Here is an 18406-nt window from a genome sequence, read left to right on the forward strand (position 1 = left end):
TGTCAGGTCAAACCTTAACGATCCAGCCCGCAGGTGCTTCGATGTCGCCAGTCTGTACACCGGTCAGCTCTTTGTAGAGCTTCTGGGTGACCGGACCGACTTCGGTCTCGCTGTGGAACACGTGCAGATGGTCGTTGTAGCTGATGCCGCCGATCGGAGTGATCACGGCAGCGGTACCACAAGCGCCGGCTTCCTTGAAGTCGGAGAGCTTGTCGATGAACACGTCGCCTTCAACCACTTCCAGGCCCAGACGCGATTTGGCCAGTTCGATCAACGACAGGCGGGTGATGCCTGGCAGGACCGACGGCGAGTTCGGCGTGACGAACTTGTTGTCGTGGGTGATCCCGAAGAAGTTGGCCGAGCCGACTTCTTCGATTTTGGTGTGGGTCATCGGGTCCAGGTAGATGGCGTCCGCGAAGTGCGCCTTCTTGGCCTGGGAACCTGGCATCAGGCTGGCCGCGTAGTTGCCACCGACCTTGGCTGCGCCGGTGCCTTGTGGGGCCGCACGGTCGTAGCTGGAGATCAGGAAGTTGTGCGGGGTCAGGCCGCCCTTGAAGTAGGCGCCGACCGGGATGCAGAAAATCGAGAAGATGAACTCCGGTGCGGTACGCACGCCAATGTTGTCACCCACGCCGATCACGAACGGACGCAGGTACAGCGCGCCGCCAGTGCCGTAAGGCGGGATGAAACGCTCGTTGGCACGGACCACTTCCTTGCACGCTTCGACGAACTGCTCGGTGGACACCTGTGGCATCAGCAGACGACCGCAGCTGCGTTGCATGCGTGCGGCGTTCTGATCCGGGCGGAACAGGTTGATCGAACCGTCCTTGCAACGATAGGCCTTCAGGCCTTCGAAGCATTGCTGGCCATAGTGAAGGGCAGTGGAGCCTTCGCTGATGTGCAGCACATTGTCTTCGGTCAGGGTGCCTTTGTCCCACTCGCCATTACGCCAGTGCGACAGATAGCGCTTGTCTGTCTTGATGTAGTCAAAACCCAACTTGTCCCAATTGATGCTTTCGTTACCCATGACACCCTCTATCACTTAACAACCGCCGAAACGGTTCAAGGCTTCTGACGTTTTTTGGATGGGGACAACAATACTTCATTCCGGGCCTGTTTCGCAGTCGGAATTCGTTCCTTTATCGTTGATCGTTCCCACGCTCTGCGTGGGAATGCCTCAATGGACGCTCCGCGTCCGCTTCTGGGACGCGGAGCGTCCCGGGCTGCATTCCCACGCAGAGCGTGGGAACGATCAGTTAGAGATGTAACGCGTGGCCCAAGGCTCGCAGCGCCGCTTCCTGTACCGCTTCGCCCAGTGTCGGGTGTGCGTGGATGGTGCCGGCGATGTCTTCCAGTCGCGCGCCCATTTCCAGGCTCTGACCGAAGGCGGTCGACAACTCCGAAACGCCGACTCCGACCGCTTGCCAACCGACGATCACATGATTGTCACGGCGAGCCACGACCCGCACGAAGCCGCTTTTGGATTCCAGCGTCATCGCCCGGCCATTGGCCGCGAACGGGAAGCTCGACACGATGCAGTCCAGCCCCGCAGCCTTGGCCTCGTCCGGGGTTTTGCCGACCACCACCAGTTCCGGGTCGGTAAAGCACACGGCGGCGATGGCGGTCGGGTTGAACTCGCGGTGTAGACCGCTGATCAGTTCAGCGACCATCTCGCCCTGGGCCATCGCCCGGTGCGCGAGCATCGGTTCGCCACTCAGGTCGCCGATGGCATACACGTTGCGCATGCTGGTCTGGCAACGGTTGTCGATCTTGATCGACGAGCCGTTCATGTCCAGGTTCAGCGCTTCGAGGTTCCAGCCCTGGGTGTTGGGTTTGCGACCGACGGCTACCAGCACCTGATCCGTTTCCAGGTTCAGGGTCTCGCCGCCCGGCTGCAGAACTTGCAGTGTATTGCTAGCAGAATCAAAGCCTTGGACGCTGTGCTTCAAGTAAAGCTTCACGCCGAGTTTTTTCAGTTCGTCGTGCACCGGTTGGGTCAGTTCAGCATCGTAGGCCGGCAGGATGCGTTCCTGAGCCTCGACCACGCTGACCTCGGCGCCAAGCTTGCGATAGGCAATCCCCAGCTCCAGACCGATGTAGCCGCCACCTACCACCACCAACCGTTTCGGCACCGACTTCGGTGCCAGGGCCTCGGTGGAGGAGATGATCGGGCCGCCAATCGGCAGCATCGGCAGGTTCACGCTTTTCGAGCCGGTGGCCAGCACCAGGTGCTCGCACTGAATCCGCGTGTCGCCCACATCAACGGTCTTGCCGTCGACCACGGTGGCCCAGCCTTGGATGACCTGGACTTTGTTCTTTTTCAGCAGGGCCGCGACACCCGTGGTCAGGCGATCGACGATGCCGTCCTTCCACTCGACACTCTTGCTGATGTCGAGGGTGGGTGCCGAAACACTGATGCCCAGCGCCGAATGCTGGCTGTGATGCTGCGTCTGGTGGAACTGCTCGGCCACGTGAATCAGCGCCTTGGACGGAATGCAGCCGATGTTCAGGCAGGTGCCGCCCAGGGATTGGCCTTCCACCAGAATGGTCGAGATGCCCAACTGGCCGGCACGGATCGCCGTCACATAACCGCCAGGGCCGCCGCCGATGATCAGCAGCGTGGTATTCAAAGTCTGTTGCATGACCTACTCCACAAACAGCGTAGCGGGTTGTTCGAGCAAGCCACGAATGGCCTGGATGAATTGCGCCGCGTCCATGCCATCGACCACGCGGTGATCGAAAGAACTGGAGAGGTTCATCATCTTGCGAATCACGATCTGGCCTTTGACGACCATCGGGCGTTCGACGATTTTGTTCACGCCGACGATTGCCACTTCCGGCAGGTTCAGCACGGGTGTGCTGACGATGCCGCCCAACGCGCCGAGGCTGGTCAGGGTGATGCTCGAGCCGGAGAGCTCATCGCGGGCAGCCTTGCCGTTGCGTGCGGCGGTGGCGAGGCGAGAGATTTCAGCGGCGTTGTCCCACAGGCTGCGGGCTTCGGCATGACGCACCACCGGCACCATCAAACCAATGTCGGCCTGGGTGGCAATGCCCACGTGCACGGCGCCGAGGCGGGTGATGACCTGGGCTTCGTCGTCGTACCGGGCGTTGATCTGCGGGAAGTCACGCAGGGCGACGACCAGGGCACGGACCAGAAACGGCAGCAGGGTCAGCTTGCCGCGTGTCGCGCCGTATTTTTCGTTCAGGTGCGCGCGCAGTTCTTCCACAGCAGTGACGTCAATTTCTTCGACATAACTGAAGTGCGCCGCGCGCTGGGTGGCGTCCTGCATGCGCTGGGCGATCTTGCGGCGCATGCCGATCACCGGAATCTGTTCTTCGTCATTGCGCTGGGCGTAAGCGGCGCCGGCAGTCGATTGTGGCTGCTGACCTTGCGCCAGATACGCGTCGAGGTCTTCGTGCAACACGCGACCGGCAGGGCCGGTGCCACGCACCAGACGCAACTGAATGCCCAGATCCAGTGCATGTTTGCGCACGGCTGGTGAGGCCAGCGGGCGCTCGTCGGCTTCGCGAGCAACCACCGGGCCTTGGCACACGGCGGCTGGACGCGGTGCAGCAACCGGTTTGCTGACGGCCGACGCTTCAATTTTCGGCGCCGCCACTGGTGTCTCTTTCGCGACAGCGGCCGCAACAGCGGGCTGAGCCGACTCTTTAACGTTGCCCGCGCCTTCGACTTCAATGCTGATCAGGATGCTGCCAACCGCCATGACTTCGCCCGGCTGTCCGCCCAGCGCGATCACTTTGCCGTGCACCGGCGAGGGGATGTCGACCATCGCCTTGTCGGTCATGACATCGGCCAATACCTGGTCCTCGACAACCATGTCGCCGACCTTGACGTGCCACACCGACAATTCAACTTCTGCAATGCCTTCGCCAATGTCCGGCATTTTAATAACGTGCGTGCCCATTCAGACCTCCATAACCCGTTTCAACGCCGCGCCCACACGGGACGGCCCTGGGAAATACGCCCACTCTTGCGCGTGCGGGTAGGGGGTGTCCCAACCGGTGACGCGTTCGATCGGCGCTTCCAGGTAGTGGAAGCAGTGCTCTTGCACCAGCGCGACCAGTTCGGCGCCAAAGCCGCAGGTGCGGGTCGCTTCGTGAACGATCACGCAGCGGCCGGTTTTCTTCACTGACTTGACGATGGTCTCAAGGTCCAGCGGCCACAGGCTGCGCAGGTCGATGACTTCGGCGTCGATGCCGGTTTCTTCAGCGGCCACTTGCGACACATACACCGTGGTGCCGTAGGTCAGGATGGTCACAGCCTTGCCCGGACGGGTGATGGCGGCGACGTCCAGCGGCACGGTGTAGTAACCGTCCGGCACTTGTGCGGCCGGGTGCTTCGACCACGGGGTTACCGGGCGGTCGTGGTGGCCGTCGAACGGGCCGTTGTACAGGCGTTTTGGCTCGAGGAAGATCACCGGGTCATCGTTTTCGATGGAGGCGATCAGCAAGCCCTTGGCGTCGTACGGGTTGGATGGCATGACGGTGCGCAGGCCGCAGACCTGGGTGAACATCGCTTCAATGCTCTGGCTGTGGGTCTGGCCGCCGTAAATGCCGCCGCCGCAAGGCATGCGCAGGGTCATCGGGGCAGTGAACTCGCCAGCGGAGCGATAACGCAAACGGGCGGCTTCGGAAATGATCTGGTCCGATGCCGGGTATACGTAGTCGGCGAACTGGATCTCGGCCACCGGGCGCAAACCATAGGCGCCCATGCCCACGGCGACGCCGACGATGCCGCTTTCTGAAATCGGCGCGTCGAATACGCGAGAGGTGCCGTATTTGGTCTGCAGGCCTTCGGTGCAACGGAATACGCCGCCGAAGTAGCCCACGTCCTGGCCGAACACCACGACGTTGTCGTCACGCTCAAGCATCACATCCATGGCCGAGCGCAGGGCCTGGATCATGGTCATGGTGGTCGTGGTCATGGCGGTTTCCAGCTGGATATTGTTGTTGTGGTCGTTCATGTCAGATCCCCAACTCTTGACGCTGGCGCTTCAAGTGCTCCGGCATCTCTTTGTAGACGTCTTCGAACATGGTCGCGGCGCTTGGAATCTGGCCGCCGGCGAGGGTGCCGTACTGCTCGGCTTCTTTCTGCGCGGCGATTACCAAAGCTTCGAGTTCGGCGCTGACGGCGACGTGTTCCTCTTCGGACCACTGACCGATCTTGATCAGGTGCTGCTTGAGGCGGGCAATCGGGTCACCCAGCGGGAAGTAGCTCCAGTCGTCGGCGGGACGGTATTTGGACGGATCATCGGAGGTCGAGTGCGGGCCGGCGCGGTAGGTGACCCATTCGATCATGGTCGGGCCGAGGTTACGGCGAGCGCGTTCGGCGGCCCAGGCGGAGGCGGCGTAGACCGCGACAAAATCGTTGCCATCAACCCGCAGGGAGGCAATGCCGCATCCGACGCCACGGCCGGCAAACGTAGTGGCTTCACCACCGGCAATCGCCTGGAACGTCGAGATCGCCCACTGGTTGTTGACCACGTTGAGGATCACCGGCGCACGGTAAACGTGGGCGAAGGTGAGGGCGGTGTGGAAGTCGGATTCAGCGGTGGCACCGTCGCCGATCCAGGCCGAGGCGATTTTAGTGTCGCCCTTGATCGCCGAAGCCATGCCCCAGCCCACGCCCTGCACGAACTGGGTGGCGAGGTTGCCGGAAATGGTGAAGAAACCGTAATCCTTGACTGAATACATGATCGGCAGCTGACGGCCCTTGAGCGGATCGCGCTCGTTGGACAGCAGTTGGCAGATCAGGTCCACCAGCGGCACGTCTCGCGCCATCAGGATGCTTTGCTGGCGGTACGTCGGGAAGCACATGTCATCGACGTTCAACGCCAGGGCCTGGCCGCTGCCGATGGCTTCTTCGCCGAGGCTCTGCATGTAGAACGACATTTTTTTCTGGCGCTGGGCGACCACCATGCGGTTGTCATAGATCCGCGTCTTGAGCATGGCGCGCATGCCTTTACGCAGGATCTCGACCGGTACGCCTTCAGCCCATGGGCCGAGGGCGTTGCCCTGGTCGTCGAGCACGCGAATCAGGCCCTTGGCCAGATCAGCAGTGTCGGCCGGCTCAACGTCGATTGGGGGTTTGCGCACCGTGCCGGCGTCGGTCAGACGCAGGTAGGAGAAGTCGGTTTTGCAGCCGGGACGGCCCGAGGGTTCGGGAACGTGCAGTTGCAGCGGTTCATACGCTTGGTTCATGGCTTCTACGCTCGATCTTGTGAATTTCTTGTAGTGAGCTGACCGTCTTTCTTCTGTGGAAGAAATCTTGTCCTACAACAATCATAGGCCCGGCGAAGAAGAATATTTATCTCTGTTTCGTTGCGCCGGAGATCATTTGAGGATAAAAAATCTGCATAAACATAAAAAACAGGTGGATTTGTCTCATGCGCAAACTGGACCGTACCGATATCGGCATTTTGAACAGCCTTCAGGAGAACGCCCGCATCACCAACGCCGACCTTGCACGCTCGGTCAACCTGTCGCCGACGCCGTGCTTCAATCGGGTCAAGGCAATGGAAGAACTGGGGCTGATTCGTGAGCAAGTGACGCTGCTGGATGCCGACCTGCTGGGGCTGCATGTGAATGTGTTCATTCATGTAAGCCTGGAGAAACAGGTTGAGGAGGCGTTGCAGCATTTCGAGGAAGCGATTTCGGATCGTCCGGAGGTGATGGAGTGCTACCTGATGGCCGGTGACCCGGATTACCTGATCCGCGTACTGGTGCCGACCATTCAGTCGCTGGAGCGCTTCATGATGGATTTCCTGACCAAGGTCCCGGGCGTTGCCAACATTCGCTCAAGCTTTGCGCTCAAGCAGGTTCGCTACAAAACCGCGCTGCCGTTGCCGGCCAACGGCCTGACCCTTGGGGTTTAACGCCTCGACGTGATGATCGTTCCCACGTCGAGGCGTCGAACCGTCTGCGTGGGAATGCAGCCCGGGACGCTCCGCGTCCCCTTCCGAAGCTGGAACGCGGAGCGTCCCTTGAGGCATTCCCACGCAGAGCGTGGGAACGATCAACGTCAGAGTTTATTCAGAGGGATTTTCAGGTAGCTGATGCCGTTGTCCTCGGCCGGCGGAAAATTCCCCGCCCGCACATTCACCTGGATCGCCGGCAGCAACAGCGTCGGCATGCCCAGCCCCGCGTCACGATGGGTGCGCATGGCGACAAACGCCGCTTCGTCGACGCCGTCATGCATATGGATATTGCTTTTGCGCTGTTCGCCCACGGTGCTCATGCACTGGGATTGGCGGCCTTGGGGCGGGTAATCGTGGCAGACAAAGAGGCGCACGCTGGCCGGGAAGGCCAGCAATTTGCGGATCGAGGCGAACATCTGGTTGGCATTGCCACCGGGGAAGTCGCAGCGCGCGGTGCCGACGTCGGGCATGAACAGCGTATCGCCCGCCAGAATCACATCCCCGTCGATCAAATAAGCCATGTCGGCCGGCGTGTGGCCAGGCACATGCAGGGCCGTGGCCTTGAGATGGCCGATCATGAACGATTCGTCCGGCGCGAACAGATGGTCGAACTGCGAGCCGTCACTGCGAAACGCCGGCTCAAGGTTGAACAGACTCTTGAACACGCCCTGAACCTTGCTGATCGATTGACCGATTGCAATCTTGCCGCCCAACTCGCGCCGCAGATACGGTGCCGCGGACAGGTGATCGGCATGGGCGTGGGTTTCCAGCAGCCATTGCACCTGCAACTGATGTTCACGCACGAAGGCAATGATTTTATCCGCCTGGGTGGTGGCGGTGCGCCCGGCGGCGGGGTCGTAGTCGAGCACCGGATCGACGATTGCGCACTGGCCGCCATCGTCTTCGTAGATCACGTAACTGTAGGTCGACGAGGCAGGGTCGAGGAAGGCTTCAATCAAGGCAGGCATGGTGGCGGATTCTGTTGGGACATGCCTTGAGGGTAGTGGCATTTTCCCTGTGCTGACCAGTCCCGCGTGAATTGATGAAGGAAATTTTCCACGCGGGCTCTATCCTGTCAGGCATCGATACCGGGCGTTCCCGGCTTTTTTCTCGGACGACGAGCGTTTTATGTTGTTGGCAAGTTTCTTTGGCGTGGTAATGGGCCTGGTGCTCGGTTTGACCGGCGCCGGTGGCGGCATTCTTGCGGTGCCGGCCCTGGTGCTGGGGTTGGGGTTGACCATGACGCAGGCAGCGCCAGTGGCGTTGTTCGCGGTAGGCAGTGCGGCGGCAGTCGGTGCGATTGACGGTTTGCGTCACGGGTTGGTGCGCTATCGCGCCGCGTTGTTGATTGCGTTGCTGGGGGCGATTTTTTCGCCGGTGGGCATCTACTTCGCCCATCAGCTGCCGGAAAAAATCCTGATGATTCTGTTCAGCCTGCTGATGGTCATGGTGGCCTGGCGCATGCTGCGCCGTGAGCGTCAGGAAGAAGGGCCGAGCGATCACGGCCACGCCAACTGGGGGCAGAAAAACTGCATGCTCGATCAGCAGACCGGGCGCTTTTCCTGGACCGCCAAATGCACCGCCACCCTGGCGGCGCTGGGTGCGGTCACCGGCGTGGTTTCAGGATTACTCGGTGTGGGTGGCGGCTTTCTGATTGTGCCGGCGTTCAAGCAACTGACCGATGTGCAAATGCGCGGCATCGTCGCCACGTCGTTGATGGTCATCAGCCTGATTTCCGCCATCGGGGTGATCGGGGCGTTCCATGCCGGCGTGCGGATCGACTCGCTGGGCGCGGCGTTCATTGTCGCCAGCATCGTCGGCATGATCATTGGCCGTAAGCTGTGCGCACGCGTTCCGGCCCGTGCCTTGCAAGTCGGCTTCGCCAGTGTCTGTGTCGTGGTCGCCGTTTACATGCTGTTCAGAGCAGGCATCTAGAGCGTACCGGGTCTTCTGGCCGCCAGTGTGCCAGACCCGGCGTACACCCTTCGATCCGGGTCCTGGCGCGACCCGGTCGTACACCGAATTCGCCGCGCATCACCTGCCACTCCAAAGCACCTCACAACCGGCTCCAAGGCAGCGTAGGCCGTCGCCGGTCACCTTTCGATAATCGCCTCCGACATCCAGTCCCCCCGCTGCGGAGCGCGTCATGCACAACAATAAGAACTTCAAGCATCGTTTCTTGCCTGCCTTCATCGTCGGCCTGTCGTCCCTTGGCTTGAGCGCAATGGCCGAAGCCGAGATCGTGCTGTACGACAAGGACCAGACCACGTTCTCCACGGACGGCTACATCAACGCCTTCTACGTGAACAGCAAAGTCGACCGCGCCGGCGATCAATTCGACCGGAGCCAGGCACGGGTCAAGATGGGTTATTTGCCCAACTACCTGGGCTTCAACATGAGCAAGCAGATCGATGACCTGAAGCTCGGCGCGCGGTCGTCGTTCTGGGTGACCATCAACGACAGCCAGACCAACGGCACCGACACCGCCATCGACGTGCGCCAGTTCTACGGCACCGTGGCCAATCCTGAGTGGGGCGAGGTGCTGATCGGCAAGGACTTCGGCCTGTTCGCCCGTTCCAACATTCTGCTCGATGAAATGCTCGCCGGTTATGGCCAGGTCAGCGACACCCTGGGGTTGGTGGACGGTGGCGGCGTATCGTTCGGCAATATCGGCACGGGGTATCCGTATCCGTTCCCGACATCGCAGATCACCTATCGCACTCCGGTAATGGACGGGTTGCGGGTGGCCGTGGGCATCTTCGACCCGGTGGACACCAACGACAGCAGCCCGTTGGGCAAGGCGTATCAGGAAAATCCGCGCACCGAGAGCGAGATCACTTACCAGTTTGATGTGGCCGGCGCGAAGATCTACAGCTGGGTCAACGGCAGCTACCAGACCTCGGACAACACCGACTCCACCGTCCAGTCCATCACCTCCAAAGGCGTCGGCTACGGCGTGCAGGCGAAGATGGGCGGCGTGACCCTCGTCGGTTCCGGCTTCCAGGCCAAGGGCATCAACCCGTTTTTCACCAACAACGCCGGCGAGCCGACCCTGCGTAACGTCGACAGCGACGGCTACTTGCTGCAGGGCTCCTACAAACTGGGCAAGAACCGCCTGGCCTTGTCCTACGGCAAGACCAACGACGAAGGCAACGGCGTGGTCGGCAGCGGCGCGGATTACGAGACCCGCGGCATTGCGCTGTTCCATGACATCAACGACAACCTCAAGCTGGTGGCCGAATACAACCAGTTCGAAATCAATGGCCACGACACCAGCGCACAGAACGAAAACACCGACACCTTCGCGGTGGGGGCGGTGTTGAACTGGTAACAAAGCTGATCGGTGAACCCTAGCCCTGTGGCGAGGGAGTTTGCTTTCGCTGGACCATAGCGGTCCCGATTCTGGTCGCGCATCGGCCGGTTGAGGGACTGCTGCGCAGTCCAGCGCAAGCAAGCTCCCTCGCCACAAAACCTTCAGCCATCAAGCGCGCAACCCACCGACTCTCATCCCATCGAAGCGGCTACCCGCTACCCAAGTAGCATACGTCGCAGCGCGCAGGCTTCGTACACTCGTGCCTCATACAGGCGCACCTGCGGGAGGCGACAATGCAGCAGGTCCAGAGTGAAGGTGTGGTCAGTGCAATGTCCCAGGCCACCGATGCCCAACAGGTGGCTCAGGAGCTGGCGCGGCAGTTGTTGCATCCGCATTTGGGGTTCGTGTTGTTCTTCTGTTCCGCCGAGTACGACTTGCAGGCGCTGGGCCAGGCCTTGCAACAGAGCTTCGGCGGGATTCGCCTGGTGGGGTGCACCAGCGCCGGGGAAATCACTCCGTTGGGCTACGGTCGCAACTGCGTGACGGCGGTGGGGTTCGACCATCGGCATTTTTCCATCGACGCCGAACTGATCTGCGAGATGGAGCGCTTCAGCCTGATCGATGCCCAGCAAATGGTCGAGCGGCTGGTCAGCGGTTGTCGCAGCAATACCCTGGCGCCGATCAAGGGCAACAGCTTTGCCCTGACCCTGCTCGACGGGCTGTCCAGCCGTGAAGAAATGGTCCTCGCTGCCTTGAGTGCGGCGTTGGGCGACATCCCGCATTTCGGCGGCTCAGCGGGAGACGACAATTACCTGACCCACACCCACGTCTATTTTGGCGGCGAATTCCACAGCGGCGCGGCCGTGGTGGTGCTGGTCAACACCTGGCTCGACTTTGAGGTGTTCACCACTCACCACATCTTGCCGAGAGCAGAAAAACTGGTGGTCACCGGGGCCGACAGCACCTCGCGCCGAGTCTTCGAACTGAATGCCGAGCCCGCCGCCGAGGAGTACGCCCGGCACATCGGCGTGCCGGTGGCCGAGCTCGATCACCGGATTTTCGCCGCGCACCCGTTGGCGGTGCGCTTCAACGACCAGTATTACGTACGCGCCATCCAGCAGGTGCATCCCGACCTGAGCCTGAGTTTCTATTGCGCGGTGGAGAACGGCATCGTCCTCACCGTCATGACGCCCGGGCCGATGCTGCCGAACCTGCAAAACCTGTTCGAAGGTTTGCAGGAACGCCTCGGCGACCTGTTGCTGACCATCGGCTGCGATTGTTTTCTCAGGCGGCTGGAGCTGGAAGGCAACGGCAATCTGGAGCAGATCGGCACGTTTTTGCGCGACCAGCGGGTGATGGGTTTCAACACCTACGGAGAGCAGTTCAATGGCATGCACATCAACCAGACCTTCACCGGGGTTGCCATTGCCCGAGGCCGGTCCCCTGGGCACCGCTGAGCTTCTGGCCCAAATCGCCAGCCTGCAGCACGACAATCAGAAGTTGCAGCGCATCAATGGCGCGCTGATCGAACGGATCGAGTCTGGCATTACCCGTGGCAATGATCCGTATGCGGCGTTTCAGCACTCGGTGGTGTTGGCCGAGCAAGTGCGTGAGCGCACCGATGCCTTGAACCAGGCCATGGCCGAACTCAAGTCGGGCAATCACTTGCTCAGCGAAGCGCGCCTGCGTGCGGAAACCGCGCACCAACATTTGATCGACGCCATCGAAAGCATTTCCGACGCTTTTGTGTTGTTCGATGCCGATCAGCGAATCGTCTTGTTCAATAGCCGCTTCAAGGCGTTCTGGGGCAACAGTCGGGTGCGGATCAACGCCGGCATGCGTCTGGCCGAGGTCAAGCGCCTGATGAGTGTCACCGGTTTGTTCACGGAAGAACCGCGTGGGCAGGCCGATGAGAACCTGCTGTATCGCCTGCAGAACGGTCGTTGGCTGCAAGTCAGCGAACGGCCCACCCAGGAAGGCGGGCGGGTGATCCTGTTCACGGACATTACCGACGTCAAACTCAGTGAAACCGTGCGCCGCGAACAAGCGGTGGCGCAGAAATCGCATCTGCTGCAACGGGCGGTCGACAACCTGTCCCAAGGCGTGGCCATGGTCAATGCCGAGGGCGTGCTGGAATTGTGGAACCGGCGCTTTCTGGAACTCAGCGGACTGGCGCCGGTGGCGGCGCATCGGCCGTTTGCCGAAGTGATCGCCGACAGTGAGTTGAACCTGCTGACACCAGCCAGTCGCGACGCCAACGGGCGCCATGTGCAGGAACTGGAACAGCGCCTCTACGATGGCCGGGTGCTGGAAATCCGCACCCACCCGTTGCCCACCGGCGGTTTCGTCAACACCTTCACCGACATCACCGAACGCTATCAGCACGCCGAAGCGTTGAGCGAAAGCGAGCGCTGGATTCGCCTGATCACCGACCATGTTCCGGCGCTGATCGCCTACCTCAACGCCGACCTGGTCTACGAATTCACTAACAAGGTCTACGAAGAATGGTACTGCTGGCCGCGCGGTGTAATGCTCGGACAGAGCCTGCGCGAAGTCCACAGCGAACAGCATTACCAGCGCCTGGAAGCCTACGTGGCCCGGGCTCTGGCCGGGGAAAGCGTGACGTTCGAGTTCGCCGAAACCAACATCAACAATCAGGAGCGCTACATGCTGCGCTCCTACGTGCCTAATCGCCTGGCCACCGGGGAAGTGGTGGGGATTTTCGTGCTGATCCGCGACATCACCGAACGCCGGCGCACTGCCGAGGCGTTGCATCAGGCTTACCAGAATCTCGAGTTACGGGTGCGTGAGCGCACGACGGAGCTGACCACCCTCAATGACCAATTATTGCGGGAAATCGACGAACGTCGGCGCGTCGAATCGCGTTTGCGCGAGGCCAAGCTTGAGGCCGAGCAGGCCAACCTGTCGAAAACCAAGTTTCTGGCTGCCGTGAGTCACGATTTGCTGCAACCGCTCAACGCCGCTCGGCTGTTCACCAGCGCATTGCTGGAACGCCGCGAGCCGGTGGCCAATGCGATTCTGGTACGCAATGTCAGCAATTCCCTGGAGGACGTGGAAAATCTGTTGGGCACGTTGGTGGACATTTCCAAACTCGATGCCGGGGTGATCAAGGCCGACATTGCGCCGTTCGCCCTGAGTGAACTGTTGGAGAACCTCGCCACCGAGTACACCCAGATCGCGCGCAGCGAAGGGTTAGAGCTGCATTTCATCCCGTGTTCGGCGTTGGTGCGCAGCGACATCCAGTTGCTGGCGCGGATCCTGCGCAATCTGCTGAGCAACGCCATCCGCTACACCTACAGTGGTCGTGTGGTGCTGGGTTGCAGGCGCCATCATCAGCGCTTGACGATTGAAGTCTGGGACAGCGGCATGGGCATTGCCGAAGACCGACTGGAAGAGATTTTCCAGGAGTTCAAGCGTGGTGATGTACAGCGACCGGATCAGGATCGCGGCTTGGGCCTGGGACTGGCCATTGTCGAGAAAATTGCCGGAATCCTCGGCCACCGTATTCACGTGCGTTCGTGGCCGGGCAAGGGGTCGATGTTTTCCGTCGAGGTGCCTTTGAGCGCCACGGCCCCCAAGGCTCAGCCGACGCTGCTGATGAGTGAACCGATGCTGGAACGTCTGCGCGGTGCGCGGGTGTGGGTGCTGGATAACGACGCGGCGATTTGCGCCGGCATGCGTACGTTGCTCGAAGGTTGGGGGTGTCGGGTGGTCACGGCGCTGTCGGAGGACGACCTGGCGCGGCAGGTGGACAACTACCACGAAGAAGCGGATTTGCTGATCGCCGACTATCACCTGGATAACGACCAGAACGGGGTCGACGCCGTGGCCCGCATCAACGCCCGTCGCGGTTCAGCGATTCCGGCGATGATGATTACCGCCAATTACAGTAACGAGCTCAAGCAACAGATTCGTGAACTGGGCCATACCCTGATGCACAAACCGGTGCGGCCGATGAAACTCAAGACGGCGATGAGTCATTTGCTCGGCAGGCCCTGAGATGATCGTTCCCACGCTCCGCGTGGGAATGCAGCCCGGGACGCTCTGCGTCCCTTCCGGAGCCGAACGCGGAGCGTCCGTTGAGGCATTCCCACGCGGACGGTTCGACGCCTCGACGTGGGTACGATCAGTCTTCAGCGCCGCAGATACGATCCGAAATCAATATCCCCAGCACTCAAAATCGCCTGCACCCGGTTGTGCACGTTGAGTTTGCGCAGAATCGCCGAGACGTGCGCCTTGACCGTGGTTTCAGCGATTTCCAGGGTGTAGGCGATCTGTTTGTTCGATTCGCCCTTGGTCATGCGCTCCAGCACCAATAACTGTTTGCGTGTCAGTGCCTGGAGCAGCTCCGGCGGAAAGCTCGGGTTGTCGTTCATCCGGCGCTGGGTGCCGCATTTCTGCGTGCGGATGATGTCCGGCGGCAGGTAGACGTTGCCGTTGAGAATTTGCTGGATGGCTTCGGTCATCTGCACCCGGGGCGAAGATTTGGTGATGAAACCAACCGCGCCGTAGGTGATGGCTTGCAGCACGATCTGTTTGTCCTGTTCCGCCGAGACGATCACCACCGGAATGGTCGGCGCCTCGTTGCGCAGGTTGATCAGGCCGTTGAGGCCGTGCATGCCGGGCATGTTCAGGTCGAGCAGGATCAAGTCCAGGTCGTCATGGTCCTGGGTCAGCAGCAGGGCGCTGTCGAGGTCGGCGGTTTCCATCACTTCGCTGCCCGGAAAACCGTCGCTGATGACGTTATGGATGGCTTCGCGAAACAGTGGGTGATCGTCGGCAATCAGAATTTTGTACATGGCCTTTCACCTCATTATTTTGATTATGGTGTGGCAACAACACGCACGCGTAAAGGTCAGGGGAAGGGCTCGGGCCGGGACGGCGCAACGGGCAGGTTCGCGGCTTGCCAGGCATCCAGGCCATCGCGATACCAATACAGTGTTTTATAGCCCATGGCGGCGGCGCGTTTCACAGCATTCCAGCTTAGCCAGCAGTCGGAGCGGCAGTAGAAGACCAGCGGTTGCGCCAGGTCGCCGTCGGTCAAGCGGTTCAGGTTGCGCGCAAAGTAGTCCTGCCAGTCAGGTGTCAGGTCGCCGTCGCCGGTATTGGCCAGCCAATGACTGCCGGGCAGGTTCTCGTGGGGTTGGTCTTCGATGAAACGTCCTTGCAGCCATTGGCGGCGGTAGACGTCGATCAGCACCGGGCGCGGTGTCCGGGTGAGCAGGGTTTGCAGGGCGGCGGTGTCGATGATGGACGCGCCTTGCAACTGATTCGGGGTCGGGCTGCGGTACAGGCCGATGCGATAACCCTCGGCGGAGAACAGCGGTGTTTCGGCCTGCGCGACACCCAGCAACAGGCTCAGCGATAGCGCGGCAAGGGCAGGGCGCAGCAGACGACGTCGGGCACGCGGCATGGGGTCGATCCTTATAGTTATGACCCCATTACATGCCAGTCCCGGCGCATTGGGAATGCGACGATAGACAGGTAAACCAGTACTAAAGTAGTAATTTTGAGGTGTTTTACCGATCGTTCCCACGCTCTGCGTGGGAATGCAGCCCGGGACGCTCAGCGTCCCAAAAGCGTGACGCAGAGCGTCACATGAGGCATTCCCACGCGGAGCGTGGGAACGATCGAGTACCGGAGGGATGTGGTGTCAGGTAGCTTTGCGCAGGGCCGCGTGTTGCGGGTTGAAGGTGAGGACCGCGAGCACGGCGAATATCAGTGTCAGCGCCATGCACACCGACAGAGCCAATAAGTTGAAGCGTTCGTACAAGGCAAACCGCACCAGCTCCACCGCATGGGTGAACGGGTTCAGCGCGCACAGCCAGTACAACCACTCGCTGGACTCGCGCATCTTCCACAGCGGATACAGTGCCGACGACAGGAAAAACAACGGGAAGATCACGAAATTCATCACCCCGGCAAAGTTCTCCAGCTGGCGGATCGCGTTGGACAGCAACAACCCCAGAGCACTGAGCATCAACGCCACCAGCAACAGCGCCGGCAAGGCGATCAACAGGCCCATGGCCGGCGGTTGCACGCCATACAACCAGGCAATGGCCAGGAAGGCGTACACCTGCAACAGCGAAATCAGCGACGTAGCCAACAGTTTGCTGCACAGCAGAAAGGTCCGGGGCAGAGGGCTGGTCAGCAGCACGCGCATGCTGCCCATTTCCCGGTCGTACACCATCGACAGCGAACCTTGCATGCCGTTGAACAACAGGATCATGCAAGCCAGGCCCGGGATGATGTAGACCTCGTACGGAATGTAGGTGTCATACGGCTCGATGATCGCGATCCCGAGTGCCGCGCGAAAACCGGCGGCAAACACCAGCAGCCACAACAGCGGTCGTACCAGGGCGCTGAGAAACCGCGTGCGTTGCAGCACAAAGCGCAGCCATTCGCGTAGCACGATGCCGCTGAAACATTGCCAATAAGCGTTCATCGGGCAGCTCCTGAAGTGGTCAGGCGAGTAAAGGCCGAACCGAGGTCGCCGCCATGTTCCAGGCTCAGCGCATCCGCTTGCCCGCTGGCCACCAGACGGCCCTGATGGAGAATCAGCAGGTCGTCGCTCGGTTGCACTTCGTCCAGCAAATGGGTGGTCCAGAGCACACTGATGCCGTGCTCGCGACACAGACTGCGGATGTGTTGATTGAGCGCCAGGCGACTGGCCGGGTCGAGGCCGACGCTGGCCTCGTCGAGCAACAACAACCGTGGCTGATGCAGCAAGGCGCGGGCGATTTCTACCCGGCGCCGGTGGCCGCCGTTGAGTTCACGCACCCGCTCCCGACGTCGTTCGGTCAGCGCCTGACGCGCCAGCTCGGCCTCGACCCGCAGACCGGTCTGACGCCGGGACAGGCCGTGCAGCGCGGCGTGATAACGCAGGTTTTGTTCGACACTGAGGTCCAGGTCCAGCGTACTTTGCTGGAACACCACACCCAATTGCCTGAGCGCCGCGCGCGGCGTCTTGCGCAAGGAGCAGCCGCCCACATGGATCTCGCCGCGTTGCAAATCATAAAGCCGGGTGAGCAAGGCAATCAGTGTCGATTTGCCTGCGCCATTCGGCCCCAGCAACGCCGCAAACCGCCCCGGCACCAGGCTGAAACTCACCTGGCGCAAGGCTTCGCGTGCGCCGTAGGCAAAGCTCAACTCACTGACATCGAGTGCGTTCATGGCGTCACCACCACGCCCCACGGATAGCGCCCAACCTTCACCGACTTGATGACTTTGAGGCTGTCGACATCAATCACCGAGACATCGCCGCTGACGCCGTTGGTGGCCAGCAACTGCTTCTGATCCGGGGTGAATGACATCTGCCACACGCGGCGGCCCACCAGCAGGTAATCGAGGATTTCGAACGTCTTGGCATCAACCACCGCCACATGGTTAGCCGGGCCGAGCGCGACGAAACCGTACTTGCCGTCGGCGCTGAGTTTGATGCCGACCGGCTGGACCTTATCCGGGTGGACGCCCTTGATCTGGAAGGTCAGGGTCTTGAGAATTTTGCGCGTCGCCACATCGAGAATCGTCACCGTGCCGCCGATCTCTGCCGAAGCCCAGAGCTTGGAACCGTCAGGGGCAAACTCGACAAACCGTGGCCGCTGATCGACCAGGGTGCTGTCGGCCAGGGTCTGGGTGCTGGTGTCGATCCAGTGCAGCATGTTGGTGGTTTCGCTGGTGTTCACGGCCCACTTGCCATCGGGGCTGACGGCCATGCCTTCGGGCTCGACACCGACATTGATCTGGCTCAGCACCTTGGAGGTTTCAGTGTCGATCACTGTCACCAGCGCATCGTCTTCATTGGAAACGTACAGCCAGCGATTGTTGGGGTGCAGGGCGAATTGCTCAGGGTCTTTGCCCGACGGCAGTTCCTTGATGATCTTGCGCGTGGCCACGTCCATCACCTGAACCCGGTCCGAATCGCTGGCGCAGATGTACAACAACTTGTTGTCGTGGGACAGCAGCAAGCCGCGCGGGCGCTGGCCGACGGGCAGGGTGTCGGTCACTTGCAGGGTCTGCATGTCAATCAGGCTCAGGCTGTTGTCTTTTTCGTTGGAGACCCAGGCGGTGCTGGCCACGGCGTGCCCGGCGGCAAGCAGCAGGGCGCAAGAGAGCAGGGTGTGGCGCATGGCGG

Annotated in this window: 16 protein-coding genes; 5 read left to right on the forward strand and 11 right to left on the reverse strand. The window is 61.1% G+C overall.

Annotated elements, in window-relative coordinates:
• Positions 1-7 precede the first annotated feature (7 nt).
• The 5 genes from QRN31_RS07745 to QRN31_RS07765 form a co-directional block, all read right to left on the reverse strand.
• A complete protein-coding gene (locus QRN31_RS07745; RefSeq protein WP_285431204.1) occupies positions 8-1027 on the reverse strand; it encodes a branched-chain amino acid aminotransferase in 1020 nt (339 codons plus the stop codon).
• A 229-nt stretch (positions 1028-1256) separates the two neighbouring features.
• Positions 1257-2642 carry a dihydrolipoyl dehydrogenase gene (gene lpdA / locus QRN31_RS07750; RefSeq protein WP_285431205.1) on the reverse strand — a complete coding sequence of 462 codons (1386 nt, stop codon included), beginning with the start codon at positions 2640-2642 and terminating at the stop codon, positions 1257-1259.
• 3 nt (positions 2643-2645) lie between these two features.
• Positions 2646-3926, reverse strand: a complete 1281-nt coding sequence (locus QRN31_RS07755) for a dihydrolipoamide acetyltransferase family protein (RefSeq protein ID WP_285431206.1) — start codon at positions 3924-3926, stop codon at positions 2646-2648.
• Positions 3927-4985 carry an alpha-ketoacid dehydrogenase subunit beta gene (locus tag QRN31_RS07760; RefSeq protein WP_222587148.1) on the reverse strand — a complete coding sequence of 353 codons (1059 nt, stop codon included), beginning with the start codon at positions 4983-4985 and terminating at the stop codon, positions 3927-3929.
• Position 4986: 1 nt separating this feature from the next.
• The gene (locus tag QRN31_RS07765; protein WP_285431209.1) at positions 4987-6222 is read right to left on the reverse strand and encodes a 3-methyl-2-oxobutanoate dehydrogenase (2-methylpropanoyl-transferring) subunit alpha; all 1236 of its coding nucleotides are present in this window, start codon (positions 6220-6222) and stop codon (positions 4987-4989) included.
• 185 nt (positions 6223-6407) lie between these two features.
• On the opposite strand from QRN31_RS07765, the gene bkdR reads away from it, so the two are divergent.
• Positions 6408-6896 carry a Bkd operon transcriptional regulator BkdR gene (bkdR, locus tag QRN31_RS07770; protein ID WP_096822555.1) on the forward strand — a complete coding sequence of 163 codons (489 nt, stop codon included), beginning with the start codon at positions 6408-6410 and terminating at the stop codon, positions 6894-6896.
• A 146-nt stretch (positions 6897-7042) separates the two neighbouring features.
• Here bkdR and QRN31_RS07775 read toward each other — a convergent pair whose 3' ends face one another.
• Positions 7043-7906, reverse strand: coding sequence for an MBL fold metallo-hydrolase (locus QRN31_RS07775; protein WP_285431211.1), 864 nt, complete (start codon positions 7904-7906; stop codon positions 7043-7045).
• A gap of 160 nt (positions 7907-8066) precedes the next feature.
• Between QRN31_RS07775 and QRN31_RS07780 the strand changes: the two genes are divergently transcribed.
• The 4 genes from QRN31_RS07780 to nahK all read left to right on the forward strand — a co-directional run bounded on the left by QRN31_RS07780 (position 8067) and on the right by nahK (position 14271).
• Positions 8067-8873 (forward strand): sulfite exporter TauE/SafE family protein, encoded by an 807-nt coding sequence (locus tag QRN31_RS07780; RefSeq protein WP_285431213.1) that lies wholly within the window; start codon positions 8067-8069, stop codon positions 8871-8873.
• 211 nt (positions 8874-9084) lie between these two features.
• The gene (locus QRN31_RS07785) at positions 9085-10269 is read left to right on the forward strand and encodes a porin (RefSeq protein WP_285431215.1); all 1185 of its coding nucleotides are present in this window, start codon (positions 9085-9087) and stop codon (positions 10267-10269) included.
• Positions 10270-10544: 275 nt separating this feature from the next.
• Entirely contained in the window at positions 10545-11708 is a 1164-nt protein-coding gene (gene nosP, locus QRN31_RS07790; RefSeq protein WP_285431217.1) for a nitric oxide-sensing protein NosP, read from the forward strand.
• On the forward strand, positions 11677-14271 hold the full coding sequence (gene nahK / locus QRN31_RS07795) for a hybrid sensor histidine kinase/response regulator NahK/ErcS' (RefSeq protein WP_285431328.1): 2595 nt from the start codon (positions 11677-11679) through the stop codon (positions 14269-14271). The genes nosP and nahK overlap by 32 nt, the downstream gene beginning before the upstream one ends.
• 134 nt (positions 14272-14405) lie before the next feature.
• On the opposite strand, the gene QRN31_RS07800 is transcribed toward nahK, so the two are convergent.
• From QRN31_RS07800 to QRN31_RS07820, 5 genes are all read right to left on the reverse strand, one after another.
• Positions 14406-15071 carry a response regulator gene (locus QRN31_RS07800; protein WP_285431218.1) on the reverse strand — a complete coding sequence of 222 codons (666 nt, stop codon included), beginning with the start codon at positions 15069-15071 and terminating at the stop codon, positions 14406-14408.
• Positions 15072-15127: 56 nt separating this feature from the next.
• On the reverse strand, positions 15128-15685 hold the full coding sequence (locus QRN31_RS07805; protein WP_285431220.1) for a PQQ-dependent catabolism-associated CXXCW motif protein: 558 nt from the start codon (positions 15683-15685) through the stop codon (positions 15128-15130).
• A gap of 240 nt (positions 15686-15925) precedes the next feature.
• Positions 15926-16717 carry a lanthanide ABC transporter permease protein PedC gene (locus tag QRN31_RS07810; RefSeq protein WP_285431222.1) on the reverse strand — a complete coding sequence of 264 codons (792 nt, stop codon included), beginning with the start codon at positions 16715-16717 and terminating at the stop codon, positions 15926-15928.
• Positions 16714-17445, reverse strand: coding sequence for a lanthanide ABC transporter ATP-binding protein PedB/LutE (locus QRN31_RS07815; protein ID WP_285431224.1), 732 nt, complete (start codon positions 17443-17445; stop codon positions 16714-16716). Before QRN31_RS07815 ends, QRN31_RS07810 begins: the two co-directional genes overlap by 4 nt.
• Positions 17442-18401, reverse strand: a complete 960-nt coding sequence (locus QRN31_RS07820; RefSeq protein WP_285431226.1) for a YVTN family beta-propeller repeat protein — start codon at positions 18399-18401, stop codon at positions 17442-17444. The genes QRN31_RS07815 and QRN31_RS07820 overlap by 4 nt, the downstream gene beginning before the upstream one ends.
• Positions 18402-18406 lie beyond the last annotated feature (5 nt).

Origin of the sequence: Pseudomonas sp. fls2-241-R2A-110, assembly GCF_030209165.1 — a bacterium.
In the GTDB taxonomy this organism is placed as follows: domain Bacteria; phylum Pseudomonadota; class Gammaproteobacteria; order Pseudomonadales; family Pseudomonadaceae; genus Aquipseudomonas.

Bases quoted from the DNA above. Each gene is read 5' to 3' on its own strand.
- QRN31_RS07755 (WP_285431206.1), bottom strand. From the start codon at position 3,926: ATGGGCACGCACGTTATTAAAATGCCGGACATTGGCGAAGGCATTGCA.
- bkdR (WP_096822555.1), top strand. From the start codon at position 6,408: ATGCGCAAACTGGACCGTACCGATATCGGCATTTTGAACAGCCTTCAG.
- nosP (WP_285431217.1), top strand. From the start codon at position 10,545: ATGCAGCAGGTCCAGAGTGAAGGTGTGGTCAGTGCAATGTCCCAGGCC.
- QRN31_RS07745 (WP_285431204.1), bottom strand. From the start codon at position 1,027: ATGGGTAACGAAAGCATCAATTGGGACAAGTTGGGTTTTGACTACATC.
- QRN31_RS07820 (WP_285431226.1), bottom strand. From the start codon at position 18,401: ATGCGCCACACCCTGCTCTCTTGCGCCCTGCTGCTTGCCGCCGGGCAC.
- QRN31_RS07810 (WP_285431222.1), bottom strand. From the start codon at position 16,717: ATGAACGCTTATTGGCAATGTTTCAGCGGCATCGTGCTACGCGAATGG.
- QRN31_RS07805 (WP_285431220.1), bottom strand. From the start codon at position 15,685: ATGCCGCGTGCCCGACGTCGTCTGCTGCGCCCTGCCCTTGCCGCGCTA.
- QRN31_RS07765 (WP_285431209.1), bottom strand. From the start codon at position 6,222: ATGAACCAAGCGTATGAACCGCTGCAACTGCACGTTCCCGAACCCTCG.
- QRN31_RS07815 (WP_285431224.1), bottom strand. From the start codon at position 17,445: ATGAACGCACTCGATGTCAGTGAGTTGAGCTTTGCCTACGGCGCACGC.
- QRN31_RS07775 (WP_285431211.1), bottom strand. From the start codon at position 7,906: ATGCCTGCCTTGATTGAAGCCTTCCTCGACCCTGCCTCGTCGACCTAC.
- QRN31_RS07760 (WP_222587148.1), bottom strand. From the start codon at position 4,985: ATGAACGACCACAACAACAATATCCAGCTGGAAACCGCCATGACCACG.
- QRN31_RS07800 (WP_285431218.1), bottom strand. From the start codon at position 15,071: ATGTACAAAATTCTGATTGCCGACGATCACCCACTGTTTCGCGAAGCC.
- QRN31_RS07780 (WP_285431213.1), top strand. From the start codon at position 8,067: ATGTTGTTGGCAAGTTTCTTTGGCGTGGTAATGGGCCTGGTGCTCGGT.
- lpdA (WP_285431205.1), bottom strand. From the start codon at position 2,642: ATGCAACAGACTTTGAATACCACGCTGCTGATCATCGGCGGCGGCCCT.
- QRN31_RS07785 (WP_285431215.1), top strand. From the start codon at position 9,085: ATGCACAACAATAAGAACTTCAAGCATCGTTTCTTGCCTGCCTTCATC.